Genomic DNA, 26586 nt, shown 5'->3' on the forward strand with positions numbered 1-26586 from the left:
TATGCAAATCAATACGATCGTAATCGAGTTAATGGTTTATTCAGGCCTTTGGTTCAGGTCCCCGGAACGCATCCTTTTTGCTCACCGCTGGTAATTTAATGGGCTTGCCTTCCCGAGCCGACTGATAAATGGCTTCAATGATTTTCTGATCCTGGAGGCCTTCCTCGCCTGGGGTAAACGGCACTTTGTTTTCCAGTAAACAGTCGGAGAAGTGATCCATCTCGGTAGCGAAATGATCCTTGTCGGCAATTTTATGTTGGATAATCTGATTCTCGGTTCCCTGTGCCTGGCTGGTTTCTAACTGCAAACCTGTGTACGGAAAAGCGGGATCCATTTTAATCCAGCCGGTGTCGGCCAACACTTTGTAATTCTTGTCGTCATGGTGGCCGTAACTGGTGGCGCAACTGGCCTGCACCCCACTTGGAAACTTCATGAGCCAGTTCACCTGCTCTTCCACCTCCTTAAACCGGGGGTCATTGGGCGTGCTGTGAACGTTGGCCACAACTTCTGTGGGTTCTTCGCCGAGTACAAACCGAATGGTATTCAGACAGTACAGACCCACATCGGGTAAGGCACCACCGCCCGCCAATGCTTTGTTGAACCGCCAGTGTTTTGGGTTGTCCGAGTTCTGGCCGTTGTTGGCCATAATGCTCTTTACTTTACCGAACTGTTCTTTCTGGACCATGTCGCGCACCATTTTGTTATGGGGCTCGTACTGTATCCGGTAGGCGATCATCAGTTTACGGTCCGCTTTTTTACAGGCGTCGATCATGGCCTGACATTCCTGAACCGTGTTGGCCATCGGTTTTTCGCAGAGAATATGTTTACCCGCCTGCGCTCCCCGAATGGTGTATTCGGCGTGCATTCCGTTAGGCAGCACGATGTAAATGGCATCTACCTCTTTGTTATCACGTAGTTTGTCGTAGTCGGCGTAGCTGTAGCAGCTCTCTTTTTTGATACCATACTGGGTAGCGACCTTCTGCATTTTTTCGGGGCTACCACTTACTAAGGCCACTACTTTCGACTTTGTGCAGGAGCCGAAGGCCGGTAAAATCTGGTTGAGCGTTAGGTGCCCCAGTCCCACAAGCGCGTAGCCTATTCGCTTATCGTCGGGCATGGGCGTCGGCGTGGGGCCTTCCTGCTGTTCTGTTTTGGCCTTAATCTGTTCCAGCTCAATGGGTTTGGTGGAGTCGGCTGGTACTTCGGCCGGGGGCGATGTGGCGGGTAGTTTAGGAACGGGTCCGTTCGATGTGCTGGCTGTCTGCTGGGTAGCGTTCGTCGCTTCAGGCTTTTTTTCACACGCTGCCAGCGCCGTACCCAAAGCGCCAACCGCCAAACTACGCCCCGTTAATTGAAGGAAGTCCTGACGAGACAGCGCCGAATTTCCAATCAGGTTAGTCACTAAATGATCAATCGGTTTCATAACGTAAGTTGTTTACGTCAGAAACCGATTGTCAGAAGGGGTTGTTTAGTCTATTTATTTAATCGGCGAGTAATCCGTTGGTTTCATGTAAACCGACTCAACTTTGGTTGTTAGGGAGCCACCCGCTTCCTTTTCCGAGGCATCTTTGGCCGCAATCCATTTGGGGTCTTTCCGAAACTCGTCGAAGTGCGCTTTTCCTTCGGCTTCGCTGGGGTGCGCCAGTATATAAACCAGTTTGGGTTGGGCCGATGCATCTTTCTCCTGAGTTACCCAGTAGGCCACGTTCGTCATGCCGTGCTTACTAAATAGTTTGATCGTATGGTCGCGGAATCGGCTCAACAGATTGGGTAGTTTGCCCGGTGTTGCGGTATAAGTGCGTAATTCAAACGTCCGTTCAGGTGATTTTTGACTGAGTTTTAGCTTAGGTGATATATCGGCCTCAGTCATGAAAATCTGATCGACATGGTCAACCAGCTTGCCGTTGGCTTCGGTCTTGGCGACAACAGCCTTCCATTCCGGGTCACTGCCGAAGGCTTTCCAGGAGGCATCGCGGGCTTCCCGGCTTGGATACGCCAGAATGTAGATCAATTCTTTCCGGGATGTATCGGTCGGCGTCCAGTAGCCAATGTTTTCCATGCCGTGTTTTTCGAAAATCTTGGTCGTATACTGGCGGAAACGGTCGACAATTTCGGCGTACTTGCCGGGTGTTGGGTAGTAGATCCGGACTTCATAGAATTTAGAGCTGGGCGCGGATTTGTCCGGCATGGATTTGCCCGGTGTTGATGACTCTTGATTAGGCATGGCAAACGTGGCCGTGCAGAAAAGCAGGCTAATTAGAACTAGTGAATACAGTTTGTCTATCATAATATTGTAGAGAGGAAATAACAACGTGGTCTATACACAGAAGCGGCTCAAGTTGTTTTTCTAACCTCACCCATCGGGTAAAAAAGGACTTTATTCCTGTCAGAAGCGCCGATGTCCGCTTAGAATGAACTCTTTCATATGCCCTCTGTTATTTGGTTGGGTTTCGAAGAATTTATCTATTTTATTAATAGATTGCTGGAATACCTTATTTTTGTTGGCCATTCATCGTTTTATCCCAATTTTATACGTTATGCTGAGTCGCGTTGCCAATTCTGTTTACTGGATGCATCGATACATTGAGCGGGCTGAGAACTATGCGCGCTTCATGAGTGTGAACTTCAACCTCGCCCTCGATCTACCACCCAACGTAGATCAGCAGTGGGAGCCGCTGCTGATCGCAACGGCTGATCATGACCAGTTTACGAAATATTATAAAGAACCCACGCGGGAGAATGTCATTCAATTTATGACCTTCGACAAGCGTAATCCAAACTCCATTGTGACGTGTTTGAGTTATGCCCGGGAAAATGCCCGTACCATCCGTGAAGTCATTTCGAAAGAAATGTGGGAGCATCTGAATCAGTTTTATCTGATGGTCCGCGACACGTCGCCACAGCAGCAGTGGGGTGAAATTCAGACGCAGAATTTTTTTACGGAAATTCGCAACAGCGTCCAGCTTTTCTATGGCATTATCGACGCAACCATCACGCGAAATGAAGCCTGGCACTTTGGCCGGTTGGGCCGCTTCCTGGAACGGGCCGATAAAACCTCCCGCTTTCTGGATGTGAAATATTTCACGCTGTTGCCGCAAATCGACGCTGTAGGGTCGACAATCGATCTCATGATCTGGTCCGCTGTGCTTAAGTCGGTCAGTGCCTACAACATGCACCGGCAGCAGTATCGGTCGTTGACTCCATCGAGCATTGTCGAGTTTCTGATTCTGGACAAAATGTTTCCGCGGGCGGTAGCGCATTGCATCCGGCAGGCCGAATTGTCGCTCTACGAGATCTCGGGCAACAACATCACCAGCGGCTTTGGCAATTCTGCCGAGCGGGCGCTTTCTAAACTTCGGACAGAAATTGAGTTTACCGAAACCGCGGATATTTTTCAATCCGGTCTGCATCAGTACCTCGATAATTTTCAGACCCGTACCAATGAAATTGGCAGCGCCATCTTCGAAACCTACTTCGATTTAAAACCAGTCGAGGTGTAATGCCAAGCTAAAACGAGTCTGTTCAATAACTCGCTCATCGCTGGAAAATGGTCAGCGATGAGCGAGTTCGTTTTTCTACATAAACGAGCTCATCGCCGATTCATTGACAAGTTCTTCGGCATGTTTTTTTCCCAGATACCGGTCAATGAAATAGTGTGCTACATACAGCAGGGGCGTTAGCACAACGGCCGAAGTGGCCTTGTATATGTAGTTGATGATGCCGACGGCCATGACCTGGGAAAGCGACCAGTTGCCAAAAACATAAAAGGCAATACCCAGCACAACGAAGGAATCAACGAGCTGAGAAACGAGGGTTGACCCAGTGGCGCGCAGCCAGATTTGCCGGTTGCCCGTAATTTTTCGGAGGGAGTGGAAGACGTATACATCCAAAATTTGCCCAATCAGAAAGGCCGTAAGCGAGCCGATGATGATACCCAGCCCCTGCCGGAAGATCATCTGAAACGCATTGTTGATATTGATGGGGTTGCCTGCCGCGTCTTTTGCGTTTACATCGAGCCAGAATTGCGCGGGCGGGAGGTTGGTAACAGCGTAAATGATCAGGAAGCTAAAGCCAACGAATCCGGCTGTCAGGAACGAAATGCGTCGGACGCCCGCCTTGCCAAAATACTCGTTAATGATGTCGGACGTGATAAACACAAACGGCCAGATCACGGCACCCGCCGTTAAGTTGAAGTCGAGGACAAAATCGCTGAACAGGTGAATCTGGGCTGGTTTGGTGCCGAGTAAGGTTTCGACCGAAAAAATTTTAACGCCAATAATTTCGGCAACGAGCGCATTGGTCAGGAAGACCGCGCTCAGAAAAATATAAAGATTTGTACGCTTATTGGTAAAGGAGGAAGCCATGAAGTTTACGGTTTGAAATGTAGGCTTAATCGGCAGTCGTTTATGAATCGTGACTGACAGATCACAAACTACAAACTTTTATTCATTTTCGCTTGTACACCCCTGCCGTGGCTGTCTTTTCATACCGGAGCGACAGGGCCGGGGCACGCTGAAACAGTTTGTCCACCACGTTTTCCCGATCAATGATGTAATCGGGCGGGTCCTGCCGGAAGTGGTCGAACACATTGATGACCGACTCATAGTTGTCCAGATTCTTCAGGTCATATTTGGCCAGATCCCAGTTCAGGTAAGGTGTTGCCAATTGATTTTGGCGGTAGGCGCTCAGGTCTTCCCCAATGATGAGCACACGTCGGTTCGTAATGTTATCCGGTAGAGGAGAGGGGCGTACCTGCAAACTGCTCAAACGCCCCAGGTCGGCACCCGGAATCAACCCGAACGCGCCCTGATAGAACAGCAACAGCATGAGAGAAAAGGCACTGACAAAGATGATCTCCGCTAACCAGGCTTTACGAATATTCTCGAAGTAAAAGTAAGTGAAATAAGCCATGGGCGGGACAAAACTCAGAAAGACCATAGGCGCCAGGAAGGGCATCAGGACGATGGTCAATACGGCAATAAGAAACCAGATCGACATGATTTGCTGGATTCGCTGCTGAAAATTAACGTACCGCCCCGCCCGGTTGAACAAGCTCAGGAAGCCGAGTATACCCAATCCCAAGGGAATAAAGAGCGAGGCTATGAGCGACTGAAAGTCGGACAGCGAATATTGCCGAACCCGAAATACCGACGACAACAGGTTCCGGTTGAAATCGTCAAGGCTATCCATCAGGTAGTAGATCAGGACGATAGCCGCGAAGGGAAACAGAAAACCAAAGAGCGATAATGAATATTGTCGGAAGGTAGCCCCCGTGTAGAACAGTAGCGACAGAATGGCCCACAGAATAAACAAGGCAGAAGGCAGGTAAAAAAGAGCTGCAATGCCAATGTAAAAGCCTACTTCAAATACTTCGTCGGTAGCCCCACGACGGTCCATCTGTTTGATGAGGGTTCCGAAGGCCAGCAGCAGAAAACTCGTTGACATCAACACCGGCGAGAGCGTCAGACAGTCGAACGAGAGGTGCATAAAGAGCATGTAAATCAGCCCCGGCCAGAATGATCGGTCGGGGTATACATCCCGGTTATTTGTCAGGTAGTTAAAGTAAACGATCTGAAATATTGACACCAGCGTGGCTGCTGCGTGAAGCATCAGGGGCGACCGGCCAAAGACACTGTGTATTCCCCAGTAAACCAGCGCCGACAACGGGCTGACACTATCCCAGATATCCCGGTACAGCAAATAGCCCTGATTCATTTGCTCGCCAACGATCATCCAGTTCAGTTCCGGAATCAGCAGCGGAAATGGATGGAGCAGTAAGGGCAGGCGAATAAGAATCAGCAGACCCATCAGACTGACGTACTGGTAGGGGAAATAAGAGTGAAAAAAGCGTAGCAAAGGGTTGTGAAGCAGTTAACAGTTATCCGTTTCGCAGAGCAGTTCACGGCAAATAGGAGACTATAGAAGCGACTTATTGGCCACTGTTCCCGGTAAAATTACGGTCATTTTCGGCAGAACGGAAAAATGGGCGGATATTTGCAGAATTGACGCCCGAACGAATGTAAACCATTCGCCCGAATGGACCGTTCAGGTAGTATCCAAGTACCGATAGTATGGAATCGAAACGACAGCAGAAAGTATCCCGGCAGTTACAGAAAGATCTGAGTGAGATCTTTCAGCGGGAAGTGCCGCATTTGTTCAACGGCGCATTTATTACCGTAACCAGTGTCCGGGTATCGCCCGATTTGAGCGTTGCACGGGTATATCTCAGCTTTTTGGCGTCCAAGAATAAGCAGCTTTTGCTGGAAACGATTCAGGAGAAGGGAAAAGTGATCCGGCAGCACCTAGGCGACCGCGTTCGGCACCAGCTCCGTATTGTGCCTGACCTTAGCTTTTTTCTGGACGATACGGCCGAGTATGCCGATAAAATGGACAAGCTTTTCTCCGGCATCAACATCCCACCCGCCCCGGCGGAGGACGATGAAGATAATGAGTGAAAGAGTGAAAGAGCGAAAGAGCGCCCAGGAAGAGCCGCTTTTCGCTCTTTCACTTTTTCGCTCTTTCACTTTTACAAAATGAACCTCCCCACCTGGATTGCCCGTCGGTATTTTTTCTCCCGGAAGAAACGCAGTTTCATTAGCTGGCTGTCTATTTTGTCGATGCTCGGCGTGGGCGTAGGCACGATGGCGCTGGTGGTGGTGCTGTCGGTATTCAACGGAATGGAAGAGTTGAACCGGCAGATTTTTAAAACCTTTGAAGCCGATATGACCGTTGCGCCCAAACAGGGTAAGCGGTTTATGGCTTCGCCTGCCTTGCTCGCACAGCTGCGCCAAACGCCGGGCGTTAGTTTATTGACGTCGATTGCGCAGGATAATGCACTGGCCCGTTATGGCAATGCCCAGACCGTTATTCGCCTGAAAGGGGTAGACGATAACTACGTTCAACGGCAGCAGCTCGACTCGGCTATGCTCGAAGGTAAGTTGATGTTTCGCCGGGATGGTGTTAATTATGCGATCGTTGCTGATGGTGTTCGCAACGATCTGACCATTTCCCCCGTCGATATATTAACGCCCCTGGAAATCCTTTATCCTGAAAGCGGACAAACGTTCAATGTGCTTAATCCCAGTGCATTCAACCGCGAAGCGTTGACCGTAGCTGGCGTATTCTTTATCGAATCGAAATACGACAATTTTGTGCTGGCCCCCATTCGTACGGCACGGGCCTTGTTTGGCTACAAACCCAACGAAGTAACGAGCCTGGAAATCCAGCTTCGCCCCGGTACCAATGAAGGGCAAGCCCGGCAGGCCTTGCAGGATGTGGTTGGGAAAGACCTGGTGGTTCAAAGCCGGGACGATTTAAACGTCGACCTTTACCGAGCGATCCGCGTGGAAAAGCTGTTCGTAGCCCTGACGCTTTCGTTCATCATTCTGGTCGCATCAATCAATATATTTTTTTCCCTGTCCATGCTGGTCATCGAGAAAAAAGCCGACATACGAATTCTGTATGCGCTGGGGGCTACGCGGCAGGTGGTACGTCGTATTTTTCTTGCCGAAGGGGCAATCATCGCCCTTACCGGAGCCCTGGCTGGCTTGTTTCTGGGCGTCGGTATTTGTCTGGCGCAGGAAAACTACGGCTTTATTCGCATGGGTATGGCCAGCTCGATCGTCGATGCGTATCCGGTACGTCTTGATACCAGCGATATTTTACTCACGGGCCTATTAAGCATTGTCGTGACAATTCTAACATCCTGGTTTCCCGCTCAACGAGCCGCCAATGTTCAGTAAATGGACGTTCTTTGGGCCGGTTGAAATGCCCGGCGGACTACTAAGTTGAGATGGTCGTTCCTTCAGCCACATGAACAATGTAGGCTTTGCCGCCTTCCCGTTCAATAGCTTCGGCGACGGCTTCGGGCTGTTGGGTCGCATAGGCGAACATGCAGCCACCCCCGCCTGATCCGTTGATTTTCCCACCCAACGCCCCGGCCGACATGGCTGCATCGAGCATGCGGTCAATTTTGGGCGTCGAAATACGCTGGGCATCCCGCAGGTTGGCCTGATGATCGTTCAGGAGTTGGCCAAAACGGGCGTGATCAAAAGCGTTTGCCGAATCAGCTGAAGACCGCAACAGGCTTAGTGCATCCCGCAGAATATCCCGGTTCGACAGGTTACCCTTCAGGAGAATGTACTCATCTTTGGTCAGGAAATCCTTGAACTCTGATACCTCGGTCACGCTTAACGTGTCGAGGTCAAACTGAGGACTGATGGTTTTTAGATTCTTGATAATCGCCAGCATACCAAACTTGACACGTTGCAGAATACCAATGGTGTCTTTGGGTTCCTGCGAATCGCCAAGCACAAACGTACCAAGTGGTGGATTGAGAGCCTCCAGTCGAATTGCCGGCTGCGATTCCAGGTAAATAACATGGCCAACGGCGGTTGAGTAGTGATCCATCATGCCGCCGGGTTCACCAAATTCCAGAACCTCCGCCCTATATCCGAGTTCGGCCAGTTGTTCTGCTGAAAGCGTACGGGGCTGATCGGCCAGTTGAGTCAACACCGTAAGCCACGTGATGAGCAAGGCCGACGAACTGGATGTACCTGAGTTGATGGGTATGTTTCCGTGCACATCACCTTCGATTCCTTTGGTAAACGTGAAGCCCTCACGCAGTAGCGCATTTACCGCCGAGCGGAAATAATCGCGCGTTTGCGGATAAGCAAGCGGCTCCCCATCGAACGGAATGTTTACGGAGCTACGAATGTCGGGCAGATCAAGGCGAAAGCCCTGTTGGTCCGATGGATGGGCGTCTACCTGAATTCGGCGCGAAATAGCGGCTGCGATAACGGGTAAACCTAAGTAATCCTGATGTTCACCAAAAAGGCAAATACGGCCGGGGGTAGAGACGATCATAAGAAGGCTAATTACCAGTTTGTCTTCTTATGGCCCGCCACGGCGTAGTACAAGATAAAACCGAATAAAGGCAGCAATAGGGCATAAGCCATTTTGGGGCTAACGGTATCCGTCAAATAGCCGTGCAGGAGCGGGAGTAGAGCGCCACCCGAAATGCCCATGATCAGCAGCGCCGACCCTATTTTGGTGAATTTTCCGAGATGATTTAGCGCTAGGGGCCATACGGCGGGCCACATGGGCGAGATAGCGAATCCGAGCAAAGCGACGCACAAAATGGACGGAAATCCATCCGTCAGAATAGCGCCCGTTGTCAAAATTAACGCCAGAATTGATCCGACGCGCAATGCCATTTGTTGCGAGATAAAGCGCGGAATTGCTACAATGCCAAGAATATACCCGCCCAGCAAACCGTAAAGCGTGTAAGTTGTGAAATACTTGGCTTCATCGTTGGAAAAGCCGATGGCGCGCCCGTAGTTGATAATTGTATCGCCCGCTATAACTTCGGCTCCTACGTAGCAGAACAACGCCAGCACGCCCAGAATCAGGTTTGGAAACTGCCAGACGCTGGTGCGCGAGGTTGTACCGATGGGTTCGTCGTCCTGCTCTTCCGATACTTCCGGAAGGTTTGAGAACCGAATCAGAATAGCCAGTATAATGAGTACACCTGTCAAAATCATGTACGGTGTCACTACTTTTTCCAGGGTGGCCGTACCAGAAACGGCATTAGCACCCGTTAGCAACAGCCCACCAAAAATAAACTGACTGCAAATGCCCGCCAATTTATTCGCTACGCCAAGGAAGCTGATGCGTTGAGCAGCACTTTCACGAGGACCAAGAATCGTGGCGTAGGGATTTGAGGCCGTTTGTAAGACGGTCAGACCAATGCCAATCAGAAATAAGCCCACCAGAAAAAGTGGGTACGAAAGAGCTTTGGCTGCTGGTACGAAAATAATCGTACCCACTGCCATAACCAGCAGACCCATCGACATGCCATTTTTGAACCCCGTTCGCTTCAGAAGCGCCGACGACGGAATGGCCATCAATGTGTACGAGATGAAAAAGGCAAAGGCGACCAGGTTAGAACCGACGGTGCTTAAGTTGAAGGCTTGTTTAAAAAACACAATCAACACACTGTTGACCCACGTGACGAAGCCAAAAACAAAGAAAAGGGCGCCAATAATAAGTAATGGGCCGGTGTAATTTTGGGTTTTAGGCGGAGCAGTAGGTGTCATTAGCTAAGTTGAAGATTAAAGGCAGGCAAAGGATTTTAAAAATTTTTACAAATTAAAAATAGAAATCGGTATTTACTCGAAAAGGCAGTTTACTATTTGTGAATTCTTACAACTGAGAGATGTAACACCGAGAAAGCTCCAAACCTACATCAGTTAATCACAAACGAATAAACGCCTATTCGTCATCATTAATAGTTGTCGTTCAGCCCAAAGATTGGCTTGTTCGTTTTCCACTTACCCCGCGTGAAATCAGGAATCTCGATAGGCTTGCTCCCTCCAGCAATACTCTGTTCCGACAGGGGGCTGATGGCGCTCCAAACGGCGGCATCATACACATCGATGGGCACGGGGCCTTTCGCCTTTATGGATTCGATAAAAGCGCGGAGGACGAAGAAGTCGATGCCACCATGCCCCGCGTTTTCGGCGGTTTGGGCGTGGCGCTTCCAGAGCGGATGATCGTATTTTTCCTGATAAGCTGCGAAGGGCTCCCAGCTATGCGGTTTGGACGAGACGCCTTCCAGGTAGATCATGTCGTTGTCGTCCATCCAGATACCATTCGTTCCCTGAGCCCGGAACCCAAGTGAGTAGGGCCGGGGCGAGTTGGTATCGTGAATGATCACGATGTTTTCCCCATTGGCGCATTGAATGACCGTTGTGACAACGTCGCCAAGCTTAAAATTTACTTTCGCGTTGGGGTGATTCGGGCCACCTTTGTCGACTACATATTTATGCAACCCCCGGCTTTTGGTCGCCGTTGAGGTGAGATGCGTAAACCGATTGCCCCGGTTGATGTCGAGCCAGTGCGCCACCGGGCCCAGGCCGTGCGTTGGGTATAAATCACCGTTTCGGTCGACCGAGTGCTGGGTACGCCAATGCGCTTCCGAGTAGCCTTTTTCGCCAAATTCAGCCCCGACACCCGAAATCGACTTGCCATCGTTGAATTTAATGTTTCGCAGGTCGTGCTGGTAGCCGCAGTGGGCGTAGGTCATTTCGCCAAACATCCCTTTCCGAATCATGTTCAATACGGCCAGCACATCGCGCCGATAACACACATTCTCCAGAATCATGCAGGGCGACCCCGACTTCTCCGACGCGTTCACCAGATCCCACGATTCTTTCAGCGTTACCGTTGCCGATACCTCTATGCCGGCATATTTGCCCGCGTTCATCGTGGCTACGGCCATGGGCACGTGCCATTCCCAGGGCGTGGCAATCACGACGCCGTCAATGTCGTCGCGTTTGAGCATGTCCTTGAACGCTTCATCGCCCTTTCCGTAGGCCACCGGCGCTTTGCGTCCCGCTTTTTCAATCATAGCGGTTGTTCGACTGATCGCTTCGGGAGCGGGGTCACAAATGGCCACAATGTCGACGTCATCGCGGTAAATGGCTTGCTCAACGTGACTGCGCCCGCGCGAACCCACACCAATAAAGGCTAATCGAACCTTAGAGGCTGCTGGCCGGGCGCCCGTCAGAATAGCGGGGAATACGGAAGTTGTTGCTATAGATGTAGCTGCGCCTGTGAGCGCGGCTGTGCGAATGAACTGGCGCCGGGTAGGTGTCTGCATAGCGGATTCGGTACGTAGAGTGGGGTTTACAGACCAAAGAACGCTGTTTCACCGCAAAAAACATACGTCCATCTAATTTTACACAGGCAAAATAAGTCGGCGGCACAAGCCCCAGCCTCGTGCCATCAATCCCTAGTAATGCCACCACCTCGACTTTGGATAGGATACGCCTATGACTACCGGTTCGCCAATCAGTGGCGTCGTATAATTTAGATTTTGCTCGGCGGCCCGTTTTGTAAATCGCTCAATGGGTTCTGTCCAGCCATGATTGGCCAGCGAGAACTTGGCCCAGTGTACGGGCAAGACGGTTTTGGCGCCCAGGTCCTGAGCAGCCGTGGCCACCTCTTCCGGAAACATGTGAATATCAGGCCAGTCTTTGCCATACTGACCACATTCGAGAATGGCCAGATCGAACGGGCCGTATTTAGCGCCAATTTCCTTGAAGTGTTTTCCATAACCCGAATCGCCACCCAGATACAGCGAATAGCCGTGGATCTTCATCACGTAGGCCGTCCACAGGGTTTTTCCGCGTGTCAGGCTGCGACCTGAAAAGTGACGGGCCGGAACCGCCGTCAAGTCCAGATTCGTGTCAACATGATGACTTTCCCACCAATCGAATTCCACAATTCGGTCGGCCGGAACGCCCCACCGTTCGAGGTGAGCACCTACACCGAGCGCCGTGTAGAACTTTTTGACTTTAGGAATAAGCTTCGTGATGGTCGGGTAATCGAGGTGATCATAATGATCATGCGATAGGATTAACAGATCAATGTCGGGCATGTCTTCGACACTATACACATTGGAGCCGGGATAGGCCTTACCAAAGTACGAAACAGGTGAGGCATTGCCACTAAAAACCGGATCAGCCAGAATCGTGACACCCTGCGATTTTATCAGGTAAGATGAGTGGCCGAACCAGACAACGGTTGGTTTATCGTCGGGCAATGCCTTTAAATCTGTCTTCACCGATGGAATCGGTTTAGCTGGGATGTTGTCTTTGTCTTTGTTGATAAAATCCCTCATCATACCCAAATAGGAGGCATTTTCAAGCATAACCGTCGTTTTCTCCAGGTTTTGAAAAGACCCATCCCGGTAATTGGGGGAGCGTTGAATATGCTCCAGACGGGTGGCGGTCGGATTACTCCCGAAGGTACTTTGCTGCATGAACAGGAAGGTGGTGGCAATCAGTCCGGAAAGAATAAATAAAGTGAGTAGCATAGGTTTACGAAGGCGTTTCATGGGGGCACAACCGCATCCCATACCATCTGGTTCCGCATAGCCCGGCGGAGTAGATGAGTGGGAACAATACCGGATAAGCGGATGTTATTGACCTGGAATGCATCCCGTTTTGTTTAATCTTTCGAAATAAACGTTGAACAAATAAACTGGATGCTTGTTAAATCATTGCATACGAATGAGCGATTTAGCTACTCGCTCGGCTGTCTGCCTGTGTTGTACACAAACTTTGTAACGACAGGTTGATCGAACCCTATTTCGATTTCTTTTATGACTAATTCCCGGGCAAGTGCCCCACGAGTTGCGGTGTTTCGAAAGGAACATTTCAACGCTGCACACCGTCTGAATAATCCCAACTGGTCGGACGAGAAAAACACACGGGTATACGGCAAGTGCAATAATCCGAACTACCATGGGCACAACTATGAGTTGATCGTGCAGGTAACCGGCCCAATCGACCCCGAAACGGGTTATGTGATCGACATGAAGGCGCTCGGTACGCTTATTCAGGAACACGTTACGGACCGCTTCGACCATAAGAATCTGAACCTCGATACCGAAGAGTTTGCTGACCTCAATCCATCGGCCGAAAACATTGCCATAGTCATTTACAACATTTTACGCAATCAACTAAGCGAGGGCTTAGACCTTAAAATCAGACTGTATGAAACTGAACGGAACTTCGTCGAATACCCCGTCTATTAGTCAACCTACGACTGGTAGTAATCAAGACGGTCATGCGCTGGAAAGTCATCAGACTGATTCGGTGGGCATGGCTGCCTGGGAGGTCGACGAATTAGTCGATGAAATCGGGGATGCGCACGGTGCATCGTCCATCGATACCCCCATGCGTCCCGATGCCTTTGCTATTGACGACGATTTAAAGATTGATCTTATCGAAGAGCATTTTCGTGAGATTATGGGAATACTGGGCCTCGACCTGACTGACGATAGTCTGAAAGGGTCGCCCCGCCGGGTCGCTAAAATGTACGTGAATGAAATTTTCAGTGGCCTGAATCCTGCCAATAAGCCTAAACCTACGTTGTTCGATAATAAGTTTCGGTACAACGAGATGCTTGTTGAAAAAGACATCACCGTTCAGACGTACTGTGAACATCATTTTGTGCCCATCATCGGTAAGGCTCATGTTGCCTACATTTCAAGTGGTAAAGTGATTGGCTTGTCCAAGTTGAATCGGGTTGTCGAGTACTTTGGCAAGCGGCCTCAGGTTCAGGAGCGCCTGACGATACAAATCGCTGAAGAACTGAAACGCGTACTTGAAACCGAAGATGTAGCCGTTATAATTGATGCCAAGCATCTTTGCGTTTCTACGCGGGGTGTCCACGATATTAACAGCTCTACGGTCACGGCATCGTATGGCGGCAAGTTTTCCGAAGAAGCAACGAAACAGGAACTCCTCCGGTACGTTACCCAGCCGAGTGTGAGTATTTAATCTCCTGTATGTTTGTGGTTTGCCGTTCGTAGTTGGCTGATGCATACCCATTTTTTTGCACAAGCCAACTACGAACGACAAACCACAAACTCGTTTATGCAGGGTAAACAGATTCTTATCATTGGTGCCAGCTCAGGCATTGGCTACGCGCTGGCTCAACAGCTTCAGGCAGAGGGCGCAACGCTATTTACCGCCGGTCGTACACAACCAGAGGGCATCCCGTCTACGCACATGACCTGGGATGTTACTCAAACCCCCGCACTAGAAGCCTTTAACCAACTGCCCGACACGCTGCACGGCCTGGTTTATTGTCCCGGCAGTATTAACCTTAAGCCTTTTCAGCGGCTGACGCTGGATGATTACCGGCGCGATTTAGAGGTCAATGTCTTAGGGGCCGTGGGGGCTATCCAGGCGAGTTATGCCGCCATCAAGAAATCCAAATCGGGTAGCGTTGTTCTGTTCAGTACGGTAGCGGCCAAGCTGGGAATGGGTATGCACTCGTCGGTGTCTGTGGCGAAGTCGGCGGTTGAAGGGTTAACTAAATCGCTGGCGGCCGAACTGGCTCCCTTCAATGTTCGGGTGAATGCCATAGCGCCCTCATTGACTGATACGCCCCTGGCGGGCTTCCTCCTTGGGGATGACACGAAGCGAGAAGCGGCTAACAAACGGCATCCGCTTAACCGGTACGGCTCTCCTCAGGATATAGCGAGTATGGCGGCCTATTTACTCACGGATCAGGCTAGTTGGATTACAGGCCAGATTATCGGGGTAGATGGCGGAATGGGGAGTTTGAAGTAGCATACAGCACCGTAAAGGCCGGCGCTTATGAATCAGGAAGTCCATTGCGCCGAATTTTGACCCGGTTATAGATTACCCTTACCAGTAAAAAGGCCACGTTCGAACGTGGCCTTTTTACTGATAAATACCAATGGTACGCTTCGTAACCCAATGGCTCTAAATAGCGTCCTTTTTCTGTATACCGTCAACGTTCCGCCAGATGCCAAGCGGATTGGCATTCTGCAAAGCAGGAGGTAAGAGTTCATCCGGGAAGCTTTGATACGTTACCGGCCTGACAAAGCGCAGAATGGCCCCTGTACCCACCGACGTTGAGCGGCTATCGGATGTTGCCGGGAAAGGGCCACCGTGCGTCATGGCTTCGCTAACCTCGACACCGGTTGGGAAACCACCGAATAATACACGCCCGGCTTTTGCCTGTAAAAGAGCGATCCAGTCGACGGAGGACGCCTTTAACTCATCGGCTGTGGCATAGATCGTTGCGGTAAGCTGCCCTTCCAATATGGTCAAGCATTCGGCCAGTTCGTCTTCCGTTTCGCACACCACGATGAGCGATGACGGGCCGAATACTTCTTCGCTCAAAAATTCACTGCTTAGGAAGATAGGAGCCGATGTCCGTAGGATGGTGGGTCTTCCCTGCGTTTGGGTGCTATCGGCATCCGTGTCGGCTTCGGCCAGTACATGAACACCAGGAACGACCCTGTTCTGCTGCACACCTTTCTGGTACGCCTGACAGATGCCGGCATTTAGCATCGTTGCCGGAGCCGATGCCCGGATTTTCGCGGCAACTGTTTCCAGAAACGTATCAGTATTCGGGGAGTCGAGCAGGAAGGTCAGGCCCGGATTTGTACAGAACTGCCCCACGCCAAGTGTTACCGAGGCCGCCAGGCCAGCGGCTACTGTCGTAGCGGAATTGGGCCCATCTGGCTGACTAATGGCTCCAGGGAGAACAACGACCGGATTGACCGCACTCATTTCCGCATAGACCGGAATGGGCTCAGGCCGCTCTTGAGCTACGCGCAACAAGGCCAGACCACCCGCCCGGGAACCTGTAAAGCCAACTGCTTTTACCGCCGGATGGGCAACTAACTGCTGAGCCACTTCATTATCGGCGTGAAGGAGCGAAAAGACGCCATCGGGCATCCCCGTTTTTTCGGCGGCTAACACAATGGCCTGCCCAACCAGAGATGACGTTCCGGGATGCGATGGGTGTGCTTTTACAACAACCGGACAACCGGCTGCCAAAGCTGAAGCCGTATCGCCACCCGCTACGGAAAAGGCCAGCGGGAAATTGCTGGCGCCAAAGACCACGACTGGCCCGAGTGGTACCAGCATCCGGCGAAGATCAGTACGCGGCAGAGGCTGGCGATCCGGCAGCGCTGGATTGATGCGAGCGTCTACCCACGAACCTTCGCGTAATAGATTGGCAAACAAACGCAATTGCCCCGTTGTCCGGCCTCGCTCGCCCGAAATCCGGCCCACTGGCAGACCGCTTTCGAGAACGGCCCGTTCGATGAGTTCGTCACCAAGTGCTTCCAGTTCGCTGGCAATCGTATCTAAAAACTCAGCCCGTTGGGCGGGCGTCAGTTTCGCATAGATCGGGAACGCTTCGGCCGCTTTGGCTACGGCCAGATTGGCCTGTTCGGCAGATACATTGGCAAAATCATCCTCAAGATTTTCGTGACGGGCAGGGGCAAAGGCGCGGAACAGATTACCGTCGCCCGAAACCGGTTCATTGCCAATAAAACTGACGGTGATCGTTTGTTGCGTGGTTGACATACGTTTCTAACAATGAATTAAATGAAGTAGCGCGGCCGGGTGGCCGTCGCCACGGTTCAGCCGGGTGGTGGAAACCCACGTAGCCGCCCGTCATTTTTGACAACACAGGATACTACTATAGAGGTTTCCACCACCCGGCCGCGCCACAGTAAATTTAAACGGTTGGACCAACCCGCTCCAGCAGCGCTTTGGACTTGCGAATACCGTCGTACTCGTCCAGCTGGCTACCTTCGTATTCGATACCGATGATGCCTTTGAAGCCGCTATCCTTCACAATTTTCATGGTGCGGTTGTAGTCGGTTTCCACGCAGTTACCATTCGCATCGAAGTCGTAGAATTTAGCCGAGGCTCCTTTCGCGAAAGGCATCAGTTCGGCGGTTCCCTTATAGCGGTCGTACTCCTCGGCGCAGGTATGGTTATCACCACGCTTGATGCAGAAATTTCCGAAGTCGGGGAGCGTCCCTACGTTTTTCATGCCCACTTGCTTCATGACGCCCGAGAGCCATTGCCCGTTAGACGAATAACTACCGTGGTTTTCAACGATGACGTTGATATTCATTGTTTTGGCAAATTCGCCAAGTTTGCTGAGGCCATCAACGGCCGCTTTAGCCACCTCTTCGGCTGTACCCTGTCCGGCGGCATTGACCCTGATGGTTTTACAACCAAGATACTTGGCGCATTCAACCCATCTGTGGTGATTTTCAACGGCTTTTGTCCGTTCGGCCGTATCCGTTGCGCCCAGGTTTCCTTCCCCATCGATCATGATGAGGTTGTTGGTAATGCCATTGTCCTTGCAGCGGGCCAGCAGGTCGTTGAGGTATGTTTTATCCTGTGCCTTATCCTTGAAGAACTGGTTAACGTACTCGACAATGCTGATATCGAACTCTTTGCGGGCAATGCCGGGAAATTCTAAATTCGTGATTTTCTTGCTGAACAGCGCTTTGTGCAGCGACCACTCAGCCAGCGAAATATCGAAGAACATCTTTTTCGTAGGCGCTTCGGCAAAAACGGTTGGCATAAGCGCCATGCCAGCTAAGGAGCCAGCAGCTTGTTTCAAAAAAGAACGACGATCGGTGGTCATAACGAAACGGGTTTTACAGAACATGAGTTTTGGGAAGCAAACGCTGCTTATCTGACAAAGAAACAAAGCAACCGTAAATTACTCATTCGATTTGCCGACTGACCAATGGTTTAGCGGGACAGAATTGTTTTCTTTCGTAATTTGCCCGGATCTCTATCGCCTGACCAATGATTACATTCGATACCATACAGGAAGCCCACGACCGCATCAGACCCTATATTCATCGCACCGCCGTGCTGACAAATCAAACGATCAATGACCGGGCGGGCGCCGAGCTGTTTTTTAAATGCGAAAACTTTCAGAAGATCGGGGCTTTCAAAGCAAGAGGTGGGCTGAACGCGGTGCTGCAAGTCGCTCAGAACAAAGAAGGCTCCGCCATTACAACGCACTCGTCCGGTAACCACGCCCAGGCTGTAGCCTTTGCTGCCCGGCAGGTGGGTATGCCTGCGTACATCGTGATGCCGCGCACGGCTCCTCAGGTAAAAAAAGACGCTGTTCGGGGATACGGTGCCGACGTTATCGAATGCGAACCAACGCTCGACGCCCGTGAGGCTGGTGTTCGTGCGGTGATGGCCCGGACAGGGGCCGTATTGGTACATCCCTTCGACGACGATCGGGTGATCGCTGGGCAGGCTACGGCTGTCAAAGAACTTATTGAAGATAATACCCAGGACCGTCCGTTCGATGTCATTCTGGCACCGGTTGGTGGGGGAGGGCTGCTGAGCGGTACCGCCCTGTCGACGCACTATCTGTCGCCTATGACCCGCGTTATTGCCGGGGAGCCCGAGGGAGCGGCTGATGCCATTCTGTCGTTTCAGACGGGGCGAGTTGAGAAAGCGCCTTACATCAATACCATTGCCGATGGGTTGATGACAAGCCTCAGCGAACGGACGTTAGCCATCATTCGCTCGCACGTCACGGATATCCTGACCGTGTCTGATCCCGACATTATTGCGGCCATGCGGTTGATTTGGGAGCGGATGAAAATTATCGTTGAGCCATCCTGCGCGGTGCCGCTGGCAGCCGTGTTAAAACACAAAGATCAATTTGCGGGCCAGAAGATCGGTATTATACTAACCGGTGGAAACGTCGATTTAGGAAAACTGCCATTCTGATATGTTTACTATTCATTGGCTGCTTCCAGGGCCTGACGCTCAAGTTCTGCTGATAATCGAAAATTGGTACTCTTGATTTTTTTTAGGATTGGTTTGATGGAAGGAATGGCTCCATTCAGCTTTGCTTTAATGATGACGCCGATTGTTCCCGTAAACGTAAGGCTAAGCTGTTGAGCTATTTTTCTGGCTTTGTAGTCGTCAAGGATAATAAGGCTATTTGGTATTTCCAGGGCCAGCGCAATAGCGCTTGATTCACCTTTGTCAATTTGTAACTCCAGAAGCTGCTGTCTGGATTTATCGTTTACCGGCATAACTTCCACCCACGCTGGAAGTGGTTCGCCATATTCGATAGCGATGTCGAGCGTAGTTATAATTTGATGTTAGACCGTATGTAAAAGCTCAAGTTCGCCAATGTTTGTTAAAAGAATGAAGCAACTCGTATCAGCAATAATTGTCTTAGGCATTGGCAACGTCACTGGCTAAATCCGATACAGGAAAATTAAATAATGACACATTGTAGCTGCCCATCAATTCAGCGAATGTTCGTTTAGTTAAACCCGCTACGTCTGCTGCCTGACCAAGTGAAAGTTTTCCCTGTTCATACAGTCGCGACGCGACAAGCATCGCCAGTTCCTGGGAATCCAGGTCCAGGCTGTCAGGTACGGTAAGCGTTATCGTTTTCATAAACCAAATATACTATATTCTTAGGCTCTTTAGGAAAACTGCCATTCTGATATGCTTACTATTCAATCTATTACGCCAGAGCAAACCCACCCATTACGCCATTCGGTACTCTGGCCCGATAAACCTCTCGACTATGTAAAGGTTGACGATGACGCTGCTGGGTATCATTTTGGCGCGTTTGAAAGGGGAGAGTTGATTGCGGTGATTTCTCTGTTTGTGAACGGACAGGAGAGCCGTTTCCGGAAGTTTGCGGCCCATCCTGATCACCAGCGGAAGGGCATTGGAACCAAATTAATGAATCATGTTATTGCTGAAGCCCGACGGTTGAGGGCCACTGTACTCTGGTGCGACGCTCGGTTGGATGCCGCCGATTTCTACCGGCGATTCGGTATGGAAGCCGCTAGCGAAGTATTCTATAAAGGCCCGATTCCGTATGCGAAATTTTCGCTAACCTTGTGAGCGCCTTGTGTAAGGTGAACCCCTAAACCTCTGTAAACGAATGAAATCAATTCTCACTGTTCTATTGGCCGGTAGTCTGCTTACCCTGGCGACTGGGGCAAAAGCCCAAACGGCTTCGGCTGATTCTGTAAAGGCCTATGTCGGTTCGTACACCTTTGCCAGCGGTAGTCCTATTCAAAAATATACCATTACGACCGAAAAAGGCGAGCTGTTCGGGGAGGCCGATACCTATGGTAAAAATAAGCTGGTCAAACAGGCAAAATCCGATACGTATCAGTCTACCAGCTCGTATGGGTCAATCATCACTTTTGTTCGGGATGCGGCTACAAAAGCGGTAACCAGCCTGACTATGGCTATTCAGGGAACCGAGTTGACTGCTAAGAAAGAGAATCCATAACTAAACGACTGCGCAATGAGTTGACAAAAGATAAAATCAACTCAACCATGAAATCATCAACGCTTTTCTTTGCAGTTACCACACTGCTGGCCAGTGCCTGGTCCTGTAGCCAGAAAAAGGCTACCGATCAAACAGGCGAGACCGTGGCTACGGCTGATACAACGATCAGTCTGCCAGCGCCATACGCTACCAAGTCGACCCAAAAATTTAGCAACATCGTTGAATGGCCTGCCGGTAAAACACCCCAGGCCCCAGCAGGCTTCACGGTGACTGAATACGCCCGGGATCTTCAGAGTCCACGCTGGATTTATGTCGCTCCGGATGGTGATGTTTTTGTTGCCGAGGCCAATACGGAACGAAAGGGGATCAAAAATGCCGTCGTAAATGCCGTAACGGGCAAAAGCAAATCGGAGCGGACCGAAGCCAGTGCCAATCGCATCACCCTGTTGCGCGACACCAATAAAGATGGGAAGCCTGACCTTCGGGAGCCTTTCCTGACAGGCTTGAATCAACCTTTCGGTATGTTGGTGCTGGGCGACAAGTTTTACGCAGCCAATACGGATGGGTTGATGCAGTACGATTACAAACCTGGCCAGACGAAGATCAACACGGCGGGGAAGAAAATTCTGAACTTGCCCGCCGGTGGCTACAACAACCACTGGACACGGAATCTGCTGGCTGGACCCGATGGAAAGAAAATATTTATATCGGTTGGGTCGGGAAGTAACGTAGGCGAACATGGTCCAGAAAATGAAATTCGTCGGGCAAACATTCTGGAGATCAACCCCGACGGAACCGGCGAGCGGATCTATGCCAGTGGCTTGCGCAATCCAGTAGGTATGGGTTGGGAACCAACGTCAAAAAAGCTCTATACGGCAGTGAACGAGCGCGACGAACTTGGGGATGACCTGGTGCCCGATTACCTGACCAGTGTTAAGGAAGGCGCTTTTTATGGCTGGCCTTATTCGTATTATGGTCAGAATGAAGACCCACGCCGGAAAGGTGAACGGCCCGATCTGGTGAAAAAAGCTGTCGTCCCTGATGTTCCCCTGGGAGCCCATACGGCGTCGTTGGGATTGGCCTTCTACGATAAAACGGCCTTCCCTGAAAAGTACCGCAATGGGGCTTTTGTTGGGCAGCATGGTTCCTGGAACCGGTCCCAATTCTCCGGCTATAAAGTGGTTTTTGTACCTTTTCAGGGCGGCAAGCCAGGAAAACCAGAGGATTTTCTGACGGGTTTTCTGACCGGAAAGGATAAAGACGCGTATGGTCGGCCCGTAGGAATAGCCGTACTTCCCGATGGATCGATGCTGGTGGCCGATGACGCTGGTGGCCGAATCTGGCGGATAGCGGCTAGCAAGTCGTAGGTAAAACGCCTAAAGAATGAAAGAGATAAGTGGCTGATACGCAAACTACTACCTGTGTGTCAGCCACTTATCTTTTTATCGTTTGTATTGTCTAGAACTGATACAGTAGCCGAGCCCGTAGGCCAAGTGTTGCTTTCGTCTGCCAGTTGGGGTCAGGTTGCATGAACTGCTCTGCCTGAAGAGGCAGTGTCAGAACAGGGCTGCCCTGCAAAACCCAGTGGCGGCTTTGCCACTCCAAACTAGTACCGAACGCAACCGTAGTGAGCACGTCAACTGACCTCGAGCTACTGAAACTAAGCTCGTCGTAGTTCCGCTGGGGAATCAGCAAGGAACAGTAAAAAGTTGCCGTTTCGGTACTTGATACATTCAGCGACGTACCAACGGTTGGTGATAAGGTTAGGGTAGACGTAAGCGGGATTCGATACCCAAGATTAATCGGAATTTGTATACGCGTCGTTCGTGTGTCAATATTCAAGATCTCACGACGGGGATCGACATTACGGGCAAATTCTTTTCTGAAGTCTCGTTTCATGCGCCGGTCAAAATCAAAATCGTTTATGAATCTACCGCTGTAGGTAGCCTGGCTGAGCCCGACACCTATTGACCAGTTCTTTTGGGGTCCGGCCAATACTTCCGTGAAGACGCCGGCACTAAGCACTTTAGAAGCCACTTCGCCACCCAGCCCGGCCCGAAAACGACCCGCTAGCTGGTTGATGGGCTGACTCTCCGGAGCCTGCTCCACCGCGCCAGAGACCACCGTTGTCCGTGCCGGGCGTATCCGCTTTGCCCGCTGGGCAAGCTGACCGGTCCAGTTGATCGTCGGCGTTGCTATAGATTGCATGTCGATTAGCTCATAACGGGCCGTTATCGATGGCTCGGCTGAACCAGCCTTGGTCGATTCGGTTGAAGCAGGCGTTTTGTTGACACTATGATTAGCCTGCGTATTCTCGGAACGAATAGACGAGCTCGCTGGCCGCGTCCGTAGGTCTGGTGATGCGACTTGCTCGGTCGTCGCTCGATGGCCAACGTACTGATCCGACAAGCCACGCTCCCTGGGACGTTTACCCGCCGAGGTCGTCGCTGTTTCTGATGAATTATCGGCACGTTCACTAACTATAGAAGAAAAAGTAGAGGGTTTCCCATACGCGTTTGTTTTCGGGTTATTAGGTAAATTATCCGATTGATTTGGTTGTACCGTTGATTCTGATGGTTGATCCGTCGTCGCGTACCGCTGACCCGTTGGTTTTTCCGAACGGTCAACGGAACGATCGTCTTCCGGAGGAACTACGTGGGAACGGGACGGTACAGAAACATAGCGAGTGACATAAACCGTATCCCGCTCACCACGACGACCGGTTTTGGTATCGGCCGACGTAAGTAACGCTTGGTTGCCTGCCTGGGGCTGCTTTTCAGTCGCTTGTGTCGCAGCCATCGTGTCGGTAGCCGGAACTGAGGGCGTTAATTGCGTTGAAGCTGTTTGTTGCGTTGGCCGCTTGCTTAACTGGCCGATTGTCTGACGCAGACGATTGATCTCGTTGTGCTGCCAGAAACCATAGCTCACCAGCACAACGGCACCCACGGCAGCCGCAGCCATCAGCCAGGGCTTGGCGGTCCATATGCTACCGCTAAAGGGGTTGCCCGACGGGGGGATGCCTGGCTGGGGAATTCCAGTTTGCAGCGATGACTGCATCCTGGCCCAGTCTTTTTCGGAAAATTCCGGCCGAATACTTTCCAGTTTTCGCCGGATAATATCGGAAAAGCGGTCAGTTTTCATGATACGGAATAGTGGCTGTTTTACGGTAGTGAGCTTGTTTGATAAGTACTTGTAACTTCTGCCGGGCGCGGGCAAAGTTGGAGCGAACGGTTGCCTCGTTATGGCTCAGGATACCCGCAATTTCGTGAAGGCTATAGCCGTCTACAACGTGCATCATAAACACAGTACGGTAGGTTGGGGTCAATTGCTGCACCAGCGCGAGTATTTCCTCGGCCGCAATTTGATCAACTACGTCATCATCGAACGCTACCTGCTCGCCCGACTCCAGTGACGCGTGTTGCTCAAAACGATGATTCTTTCGGTAGTGACTGATGGCCGTGTTCACTAAAATTGTGCGTAACCAGGCTTTAAACGGTAACGTTTCATCATAACTGTCCAAATGCTGAAAAGCTTTCAGAAATCCTTCGTTCAATACATCTTCTGCCTCTTCAACGCTCGAGGTGTAGCGCAGACAAATGCTCTTCGCATACCCAAAAAATTGCTTGAAGAGTGTTCGCTGCGCACGTGGGTCGCTGGTACGGCAGGCCCTGATGACGCTAATCAGGTCACTTTCGGCGAACGGAGATGATTTTCGAAAAAACAAAGTTCGGTCGGATTTTTACGGATACATTCCTGATTACAGCCTTAGTACGCATTTTCGTTAGATAATGTTGCACCTAATAGTCAAGTTATTAACTATTTTTTTTGCTGCGAGCAACACTTATCGACAACTGCACGTACAGGCTATAAATGGGCATACTCATCTCATTTTGGTTAGCTAATGAACGTTTTAGTGATTGGTGACGAACATACCTACGGCTATGGACTGTCGGAAGGGAACCTTAGTTATATCGGTCATTTTATTCGGCATATCAGTCGCGCCGGACGAGCGGTATCTGTGGAAGCCTATGCGCATTTGACGATGGCCCAAACGATCGCTACCCTGTCTCAACTGCCGTTGAATCGGTATGATCTGATTATTCTTCAGCTAGACCATACCCTCATTCAGGGGGCTACATCACAGGCCGCTCAATCGTCGGGGCTTACCATGCCAGCTTTTCCTGCTTCCGTTGCCTGTTCCCGGCAGACAGCCAGCCGGAAAATTAGCGATCAACTGAAAATGGTAAGGGATGCGTTAATGTCGTTCATCTTCCCCGGTCGCGCTACTTCGTCAATTTCAGTGTTGCTTAAGCAACTGAGGCCTTACCGTCATAATGTGTTATTGCTGACCCCTTTTTCGCACCTCGAACCGACTCAGCACTGGCTGCGCAAGCGAGGTCGGGCGGTGCTGCTCCGGGAAGCTGATAAACGATTGGTAAGTGTTTTCGATACCGACTCCGTCATTCGGCCGCGTGAGGAATATTTCCTGCCAAATGACAAAGAGCACCTCAGTGCCGTGAGCCATGAGCTATTGGGTCGATCCTTGTTCGACTTTTACCAGTCAGCACCGACCATCGTTACGATTCAGGCTTTCCGTAGGGAGTAAGTACAGGAAAGCCCTTCATTGGCAAGCCGTAACGCCTGCCTACAAAGAGCTTTCTTCTATACGGTCAGGATTTTATGACCGAAAAGCTGGTTTCTTTCGCAGCGCATCATAGCGCAACAAGGCTTCCAGGTAGTAGTAATCGGCGTAAATGATGGGGGTATCAACCTCGCTTTTCTGCGGCTTGTGTCCCACACTGTGCTTCAGAATAAAGTTGTTATTCTCGCCAAGGTTGGCTTTGTAGGCCGGGCTGGACAAACTCTCCAGCATTTTCACTGCCGATTGATAATAGGTTTTAGCCGACGGACCACCGTAGGTGCAGAGCTCCAGCAGAGCCGCAGCGGTAATCGCACCGGCCGATGCATCCCGTTCTTCGTTTGGGATATTGGGAGCATTGAAATCCCAGTAGGGAATTTTGTCGGCGGGCAGGTTGGGGTGGTTCAGGTAGAAGTCGGCGATGTGACGGGCGTGCTCCAGGTACTTTTTGTCTTTCGTTTCCCGATACATGACCGTGTAACCGTACAAGCCCCAGGCCTGTCCCCGTGCCCAGGCCGAATTGTCGGCGTATCCCTGTGCCGTCTTTTTGGCTGCTACGGTACCATCCGGGTTGTAGCACACGACGTGGTAACTGCTGTAGTCGGGCCGATAGTGATTCTTCATGGTGTTATCGGCATGCGTAACCGACAGGTCATAAAACGCCTTGTTCCCTGACGTACGTGCCGCCCAAAACAGAAACTCCAGGTTCATCATGTTGTCGATGATAACGGGATAGTCGTAGCTCTGAAATTTATTCCAGGACTTGATAACGCCAACTTTTGGGTTGAAGCGTGTCGATAACGACTTGGCACCCGTCAGCATAATAGGCGGGTAGGCCGCATTTTTGGTAAGCCGATAGCCGTTTCCGAATGGGCAATAGAGCATAAAGCCGAGATCGTGCGTACCGGTATTATATTGTTCTTTAGCTACGGCCATTGTCCACTTGTTAGCGGCTTCTTTCCAGACTGGCGCTTTGGTTCGTTCGTAGATATGCCAGAGCGAACCACCAAAAAAACCACTGCACCACCAGTCCGACTTGCGGTCATCAGGTGATCCATCGGGCTTGGTTGACTGCGGAAACCGGGTCGTGTCGGGGTGCGACTTCAGCATGAGCGCGTATTGCTGAGCGGCAAAATCGAATTCTTTATCGACGTTGATGGGTGTTTGTGCAAAGGCGAACTGGGCCAGTAGCAGCAGACAGACGGGTAGGTAGCGTTTCATGCGTAGTTAGTATAGAAAGGCGAGTCGATAGTTCGTTCTTGGCAGACTCGTTCAGATACTAAGCA

The 26586-nt window shown here is 50.9% G+C and carries 26 protein-coding genes; 11 read left to right on the forward strand and 15 right to left on the reverse strand.

What is annotated here, in order from left to right:
- Positions 1 to 40: 40 nt before the first annotated feature.
- Both ACYU8Y_RS25770 and ACYU8Y_RS25775 read right to left on the reverse strand, forming a co-directional pair.
- Positions 41 to 1423, reverse strand: a complete 1383-nt coding sequence (locus ACYU8Y_RS25770) for a Gfo/Idh/MocA family protein (RefSeq protein ID WP_460941049.1) — start codon at positions 1421 to 1423, stop codon at positions 41 to 43.
- A 54-nt stretch (positions 1424 to 1477) separates the two neighbouring features.
- The gene (locus ACYU8Y_RS25775; protein WP_460941050.1) at positions 1478 to 2287 is read right to left on the reverse strand and encodes an NIPSNAP family protein; all 810 of its coding nucleotides are present in this window, start codon (positions 2285 to 2287) and stop codon (positions 1478 to 1480) included.
- 250 nt (positions 2288 to 2537) lie between these two features.
- Between ACYU8Y_RS25775 and ACYU8Y_RS25780 the strand changes: the two genes are divergently transcribed.
- On the forward strand, positions 2538 to 3500 hold the full coding sequence (locus ACYU8Y_RS25780) for an alpha-E domain-containing protein (protein ID WP_460941051.1): 963 nt from the start codon (positions 2538 to 2540) through the stop codon (positions 3498 to 3500).
- A 75-nt stretch (positions 3501 to 3575) separates the two neighbouring features.
- On the opposite strand, the gene ACYU8Y_RS25785 is transcribed toward ACYU8Y_RS25780, so the two are convergent.
- Together ACYU8Y_RS25785 and ACYU8Y_RS25790 are read right to left on the reverse strand one after the other, a co-directional pair.
- Positions 3576 to 4364 (reverse strand): queuosine precursor transporter, encoded by a 789-nt coding sequence (locus ACYU8Y_RS25785; RefSeq protein WP_460941052.1) that lies wholly within the window; start codon positions 4362 to 4364, stop codon positions 3576 to 3578.
- A gap of 82 nt (positions 4365 to 4446) precedes the next feature.
- Positions 4447 to 5856 carry a hypothetical protein gene (locus ACYU8Y_RS25790; RefSeq protein WP_460941053.1) on the reverse strand — a complete coding sequence of 470 codons (1410 nt, stop codon included), beginning with the start codon at positions 5854 to 5856 and terminating at the stop codon, positions 4447 to 4449.
- A gap of 215 nt (positions 5857 to 6071) precedes the next feature.
- Here ACYU8Y_RS25790 and rbfA point away from each other — a divergent pair, with 215 nt between their 5' ends.
- Both rbfA and ACYU8Y_RS25800 read left to right on the forward strand, forming a co-directional pair.
- Positions 6072 to 6455, forward strand: coding sequence for a 30S ribosome-binding factor RbfA (rbfA, locus tag ACYU8Y_RS25795; protein ID WP_460941054.1), 384 nt, complete (start codon positions 6072 to 6074; stop codon positions 6453 to 6455).
- Positions 6456 to 6533: 78 nt separating this feature from the next.
- Positions 6534 to 7742: an ABC transporter permease gene (locus ACYU8Y_RS25800; RefSeq protein WP_460941055.1), complete on the forward strand. Its 1209-nt coding sequence runs from the start codon at positions 6534 to 6536 to the stop codon at positions 7740 to 7742.
- A gap of 40 nt (positions 7743 to 7782) precedes the next feature.
- Here ACYU8Y_RS25800 and ACYU8Y_RS25805 read toward each other — a convergent pair whose 3' ends face one another.
- The 4 genes from ACYU8Y_RS25805 to ACYU8Y_RS25820 all read right to left on the reverse strand — a co-directional run bounded on the left by ACYU8Y_RS25805 (position 7783) and on the right by ACYU8Y_RS25820 (position 12880).
- A complete protein-coding gene (locus tag ACYU8Y_RS25805; RefSeq protein ID WP_460941056.1) occupies positions 7783 to 8865 on the reverse strand; it encodes a mevalonate kinase family protein in 1083 nt (360 codons plus the stop codon).
- 11 nt (positions 8866 to 8876) lie between these two features.
- The gene (locus ACYU8Y_RS25810; RefSeq protein WP_460941057.1) at positions 8877 to 10097 is read right to left on the reverse strand and encodes a sugar MFS transporter; all 1221 of its coding nucleotides are present in this window, start codon (positions 10095 to 10097) and stop codon (positions 8877 to 8879) included.
- A 188-nt stretch (positions 10098 to 10285) separates the two neighbouring features.
- Positions 10286 to 11662: a Gfo/Idh/MocA family protein gene (locus tag ACYU8Y_RS25815; protein ID WP_460941058.1), complete on the reverse strand. Its 1377-nt coding sequence runs from the start codon at positions 11660 to 11662 to the stop codon at positions 10286 to 10288.
- A 132-nt stretch (positions 11663 to 11794) separates the two neighbouring features.
- Positions 11795 to 12880, reverse strand: coding sequence for an MBL fold metallo-hydrolase (locus tag ACYU8Y_RS25820; RefSeq protein WP_460941059.1), 1086 nt, complete (start codon positions 12878 to 12880; stop codon positions 11795 to 11797).
- A gap of 288 nt (positions 12881 to 13168) precedes the next feature.
- Here ACYU8Y_RS25820 and ACYU8Y_RS25825 point away from each other — a divergent pair, with 288 nt between their 5' ends.
- From ACYU8Y_RS25825 to ACYU8Y_RS25835, 3 genes are all read left to right on the forward strand, one after another.
- Positions 13169 to 13603: a 6-pyruvoyl trahydropterin synthase family protein gene (locus tag ACYU8Y_RS25825; protein WP_460941060.1), complete on the forward strand. Its 435-nt coding sequence runs from the start codon at positions 13169 to 13171 to the stop codon at positions 13601 to 13603.
- A gap of 67 nt (positions 13604 to 13670) precedes the next feature.
- Positions 13671 to 14351, forward strand: coding sequence for a GTP cyclohydrolase I FolE (gene folE, locus ACYU8Y_RS25830; protein WP_460941216.1), 681 nt, complete (start codon positions 13671 to 13673; stop codon positions 14349 to 14351).
- 96 nt (positions 14352 to 14447) lie between these two features.
- Positions 14448 to 15149, forward strand: coding sequence for an SDR family NAD(P)-dependent oxidoreductase (locus tag ACYU8Y_RS25835; protein ID WP_460941217.1), 702 nt, complete (start codon positions 14448 to 14450; stop codon positions 15147 to 15149).
- 156 nt (positions 15150 to 15305) lie between these two features.
- Here the strand turns inward: ACYU8Y_RS25835 and ACYU8Y_RS25840 are convergent, their stop codons facing one another.
- Both ACYU8Y_RS25840 and ACYU8Y_RS25845 read right to left on the reverse strand, forming a co-directional pair.
- Complete coding sequence (locus ACYU8Y_RS25840; RefSeq protein WP_460941061.1) at positions 15306 to 16925, reverse strand: aldehyde dehydrogenase (NADP(+)); 1620 nt, start codon at positions 16923 to 16925, stop codon at positions 15306 to 15308.
- Positions 16926 to 17079: 154 nt separating this feature from the next.
- Entirely contained in the window at positions 17080 to 18006 is a 927-nt protein-coding gene (locus ACYU8Y_RS25845) for a sugar phosphate isomerase/epimerase family protein (RefSeq protein ID WP_460941062.1), read from the reverse strand.
- A gap of 167 nt (positions 18007 to 18173) precedes the next feature.
- Here ACYU8Y_RS25845 and ACYU8Y_RS25850 point away from each other — a divergent pair, with 167 nt between their 5' ends.
- Positions 18174 to 19121 (forward strand): threonine ammonia-lyase, encoded by a 948-nt coding sequence (locus tag ACYU8Y_RS25850; protein ID WP_460941063.1) that lies wholly within the window; start codon positions 18174 to 18176, stop codon positions 19119 to 19121.
- A gap of 8 nt (positions 19122 to 19129) precedes the next feature.
- Here the strand turns inward: ACYU8Y_RS25850 and ACYU8Y_RS25855 are convergent, their stop codons facing one another.
- Positions 19130 to 19432, reverse strand: a complete 303-nt coding sequence (locus ACYU8Y_RS25855) for a DUF3368 domain-containing protein (RefSeq protein WP_460941064.1) — start codon at positions 19430 to 19432, stop codon at positions 19130 to 19132.
- Positions 19433 to 19577: 145 nt separating this feature from the next.
- On the reverse strand, positions 19578 to 19805 hold the full coding sequence (locus tag ACYU8Y_RS25860) for a UPF0175 family protein (protein ID WP_460941065.1): 228 nt from the start codon (positions 19803 to 19805) through the stop codon (positions 19578 to 19580).
- 51 nt (positions 19806 to 19856) lie between these two features.
- Between ACYU8Y_RS25860 and ACYU8Y_RS25865 the strand changes: the two genes are divergently transcribed.
- Genes ACYU8Y_RS25865 through ACYU8Y_RS25875 form a run of 3 tightly spaced genes read left to right on the forward strand, consistent with a single transcriptional unit; the run spans position 19857 to position 22028 of the window.
- Positions 19857 to 20264: a GNAT family N-acetyltransferase gene (locus ACYU8Y_RS25865; RefSeq protein ID WP_460941066.1), complete on the forward strand. Its 408-nt coding sequence runs from the start codon at positions 19857 to 19859 to the stop codon at positions 20262 to 20264.
- Between the two features lie 40 nt (positions 20265 to 20304).
- Positions 20305 to 20661 carry a DUF3471 domain-containing protein gene (locus ACYU8Y_RS25870; RefSeq protein ID WP_460941067.1) on the forward strand — a complete coding sequence of 119 codons (357 nt, stop codon included), beginning with the start codon at positions 20305 to 20307 and terminating at the stop codon, positions 20659 to 20661.
- Positions 20662 to 20708: 47 nt separating this feature from the next.
- Positions 20709 to 22028 carry a PQQ-dependent sugar dehydrogenase gene (locus ACYU8Y_RS25875; protein ID WP_460941068.1) on the forward strand — a complete coding sequence of 440 codons (1320 nt, stop codon included), beginning with the start codon at positions 20709 to 20711 and terminating at the stop codon, positions 22026 to 22028.
- A 91-nt stretch (positions 22029 to 22119) separates the two neighbouring features.
- Here ACYU8Y_RS25875 and ACYU8Y_RS25880 read toward each other — a convergent pair whose 3' ends face one another.
- Positions 22120 to 23802 (reverse strand): hypothetical protein, encoded by a 1683-nt coding sequence (locus tag ACYU8Y_RS25880; protein WP_460941069.1) that lies wholly within the window; start codon positions 23800 to 23802, stop codon positions 22120 to 22122.
- Positions 23792 to 24385 (reverse strand): RNA polymerase sigma factor, encoded by a 594-nt coding sequence (locus tag ACYU8Y_RS25885; RefSeq protein ID WP_460941070.1) that lies wholly within the window; start codon positions 24383 to 24385, stop codon positions 23792 to 23794. Before ACYU8Y_RS25885 ends, ACYU8Y_RS25880 begins: the two co-directional genes overlap by 11 nt.
- Before the next feature lie 177 nt (positions 24386 to 24562).
- On the opposite strand from ACYU8Y_RS25885, the gene ACYU8Y_RS25890 reads away from it, so the two are divergent.
- Positions 24563 to 25267, forward strand: coding sequence for an SGNH/GDSL hydrolase family protein (locus ACYU8Y_RS25890; protein ID WP_460941071.1), 705 nt, complete (start codon positions 24563 to 24565; stop codon positions 25265 to 25267).
- 72 nt (positions 25268 to 25339) lie between these two features.
- Here ACYU8Y_RS25890 and ACYU8Y_RS25895 read toward each other — a convergent pair whose 3' ends face one another.
- The gene (locus tag ACYU8Y_RS25895; RefSeq protein WP_460941072.1) at positions 25340 to 26521 is read right to left on the reverse strand and encodes a glycoside hydrolase family 88 protein; all 1182 of its coding nucleotides are present in this window, start codon (positions 26519 to 26521) and stop codon (positions 25340 to 25342) included.
- Between the last annotated feature and the right edge of the window lie 65 nt (positions 26522 to 26586).

This window comes from Spirosoma humi, from assembly GCF_054776575.1.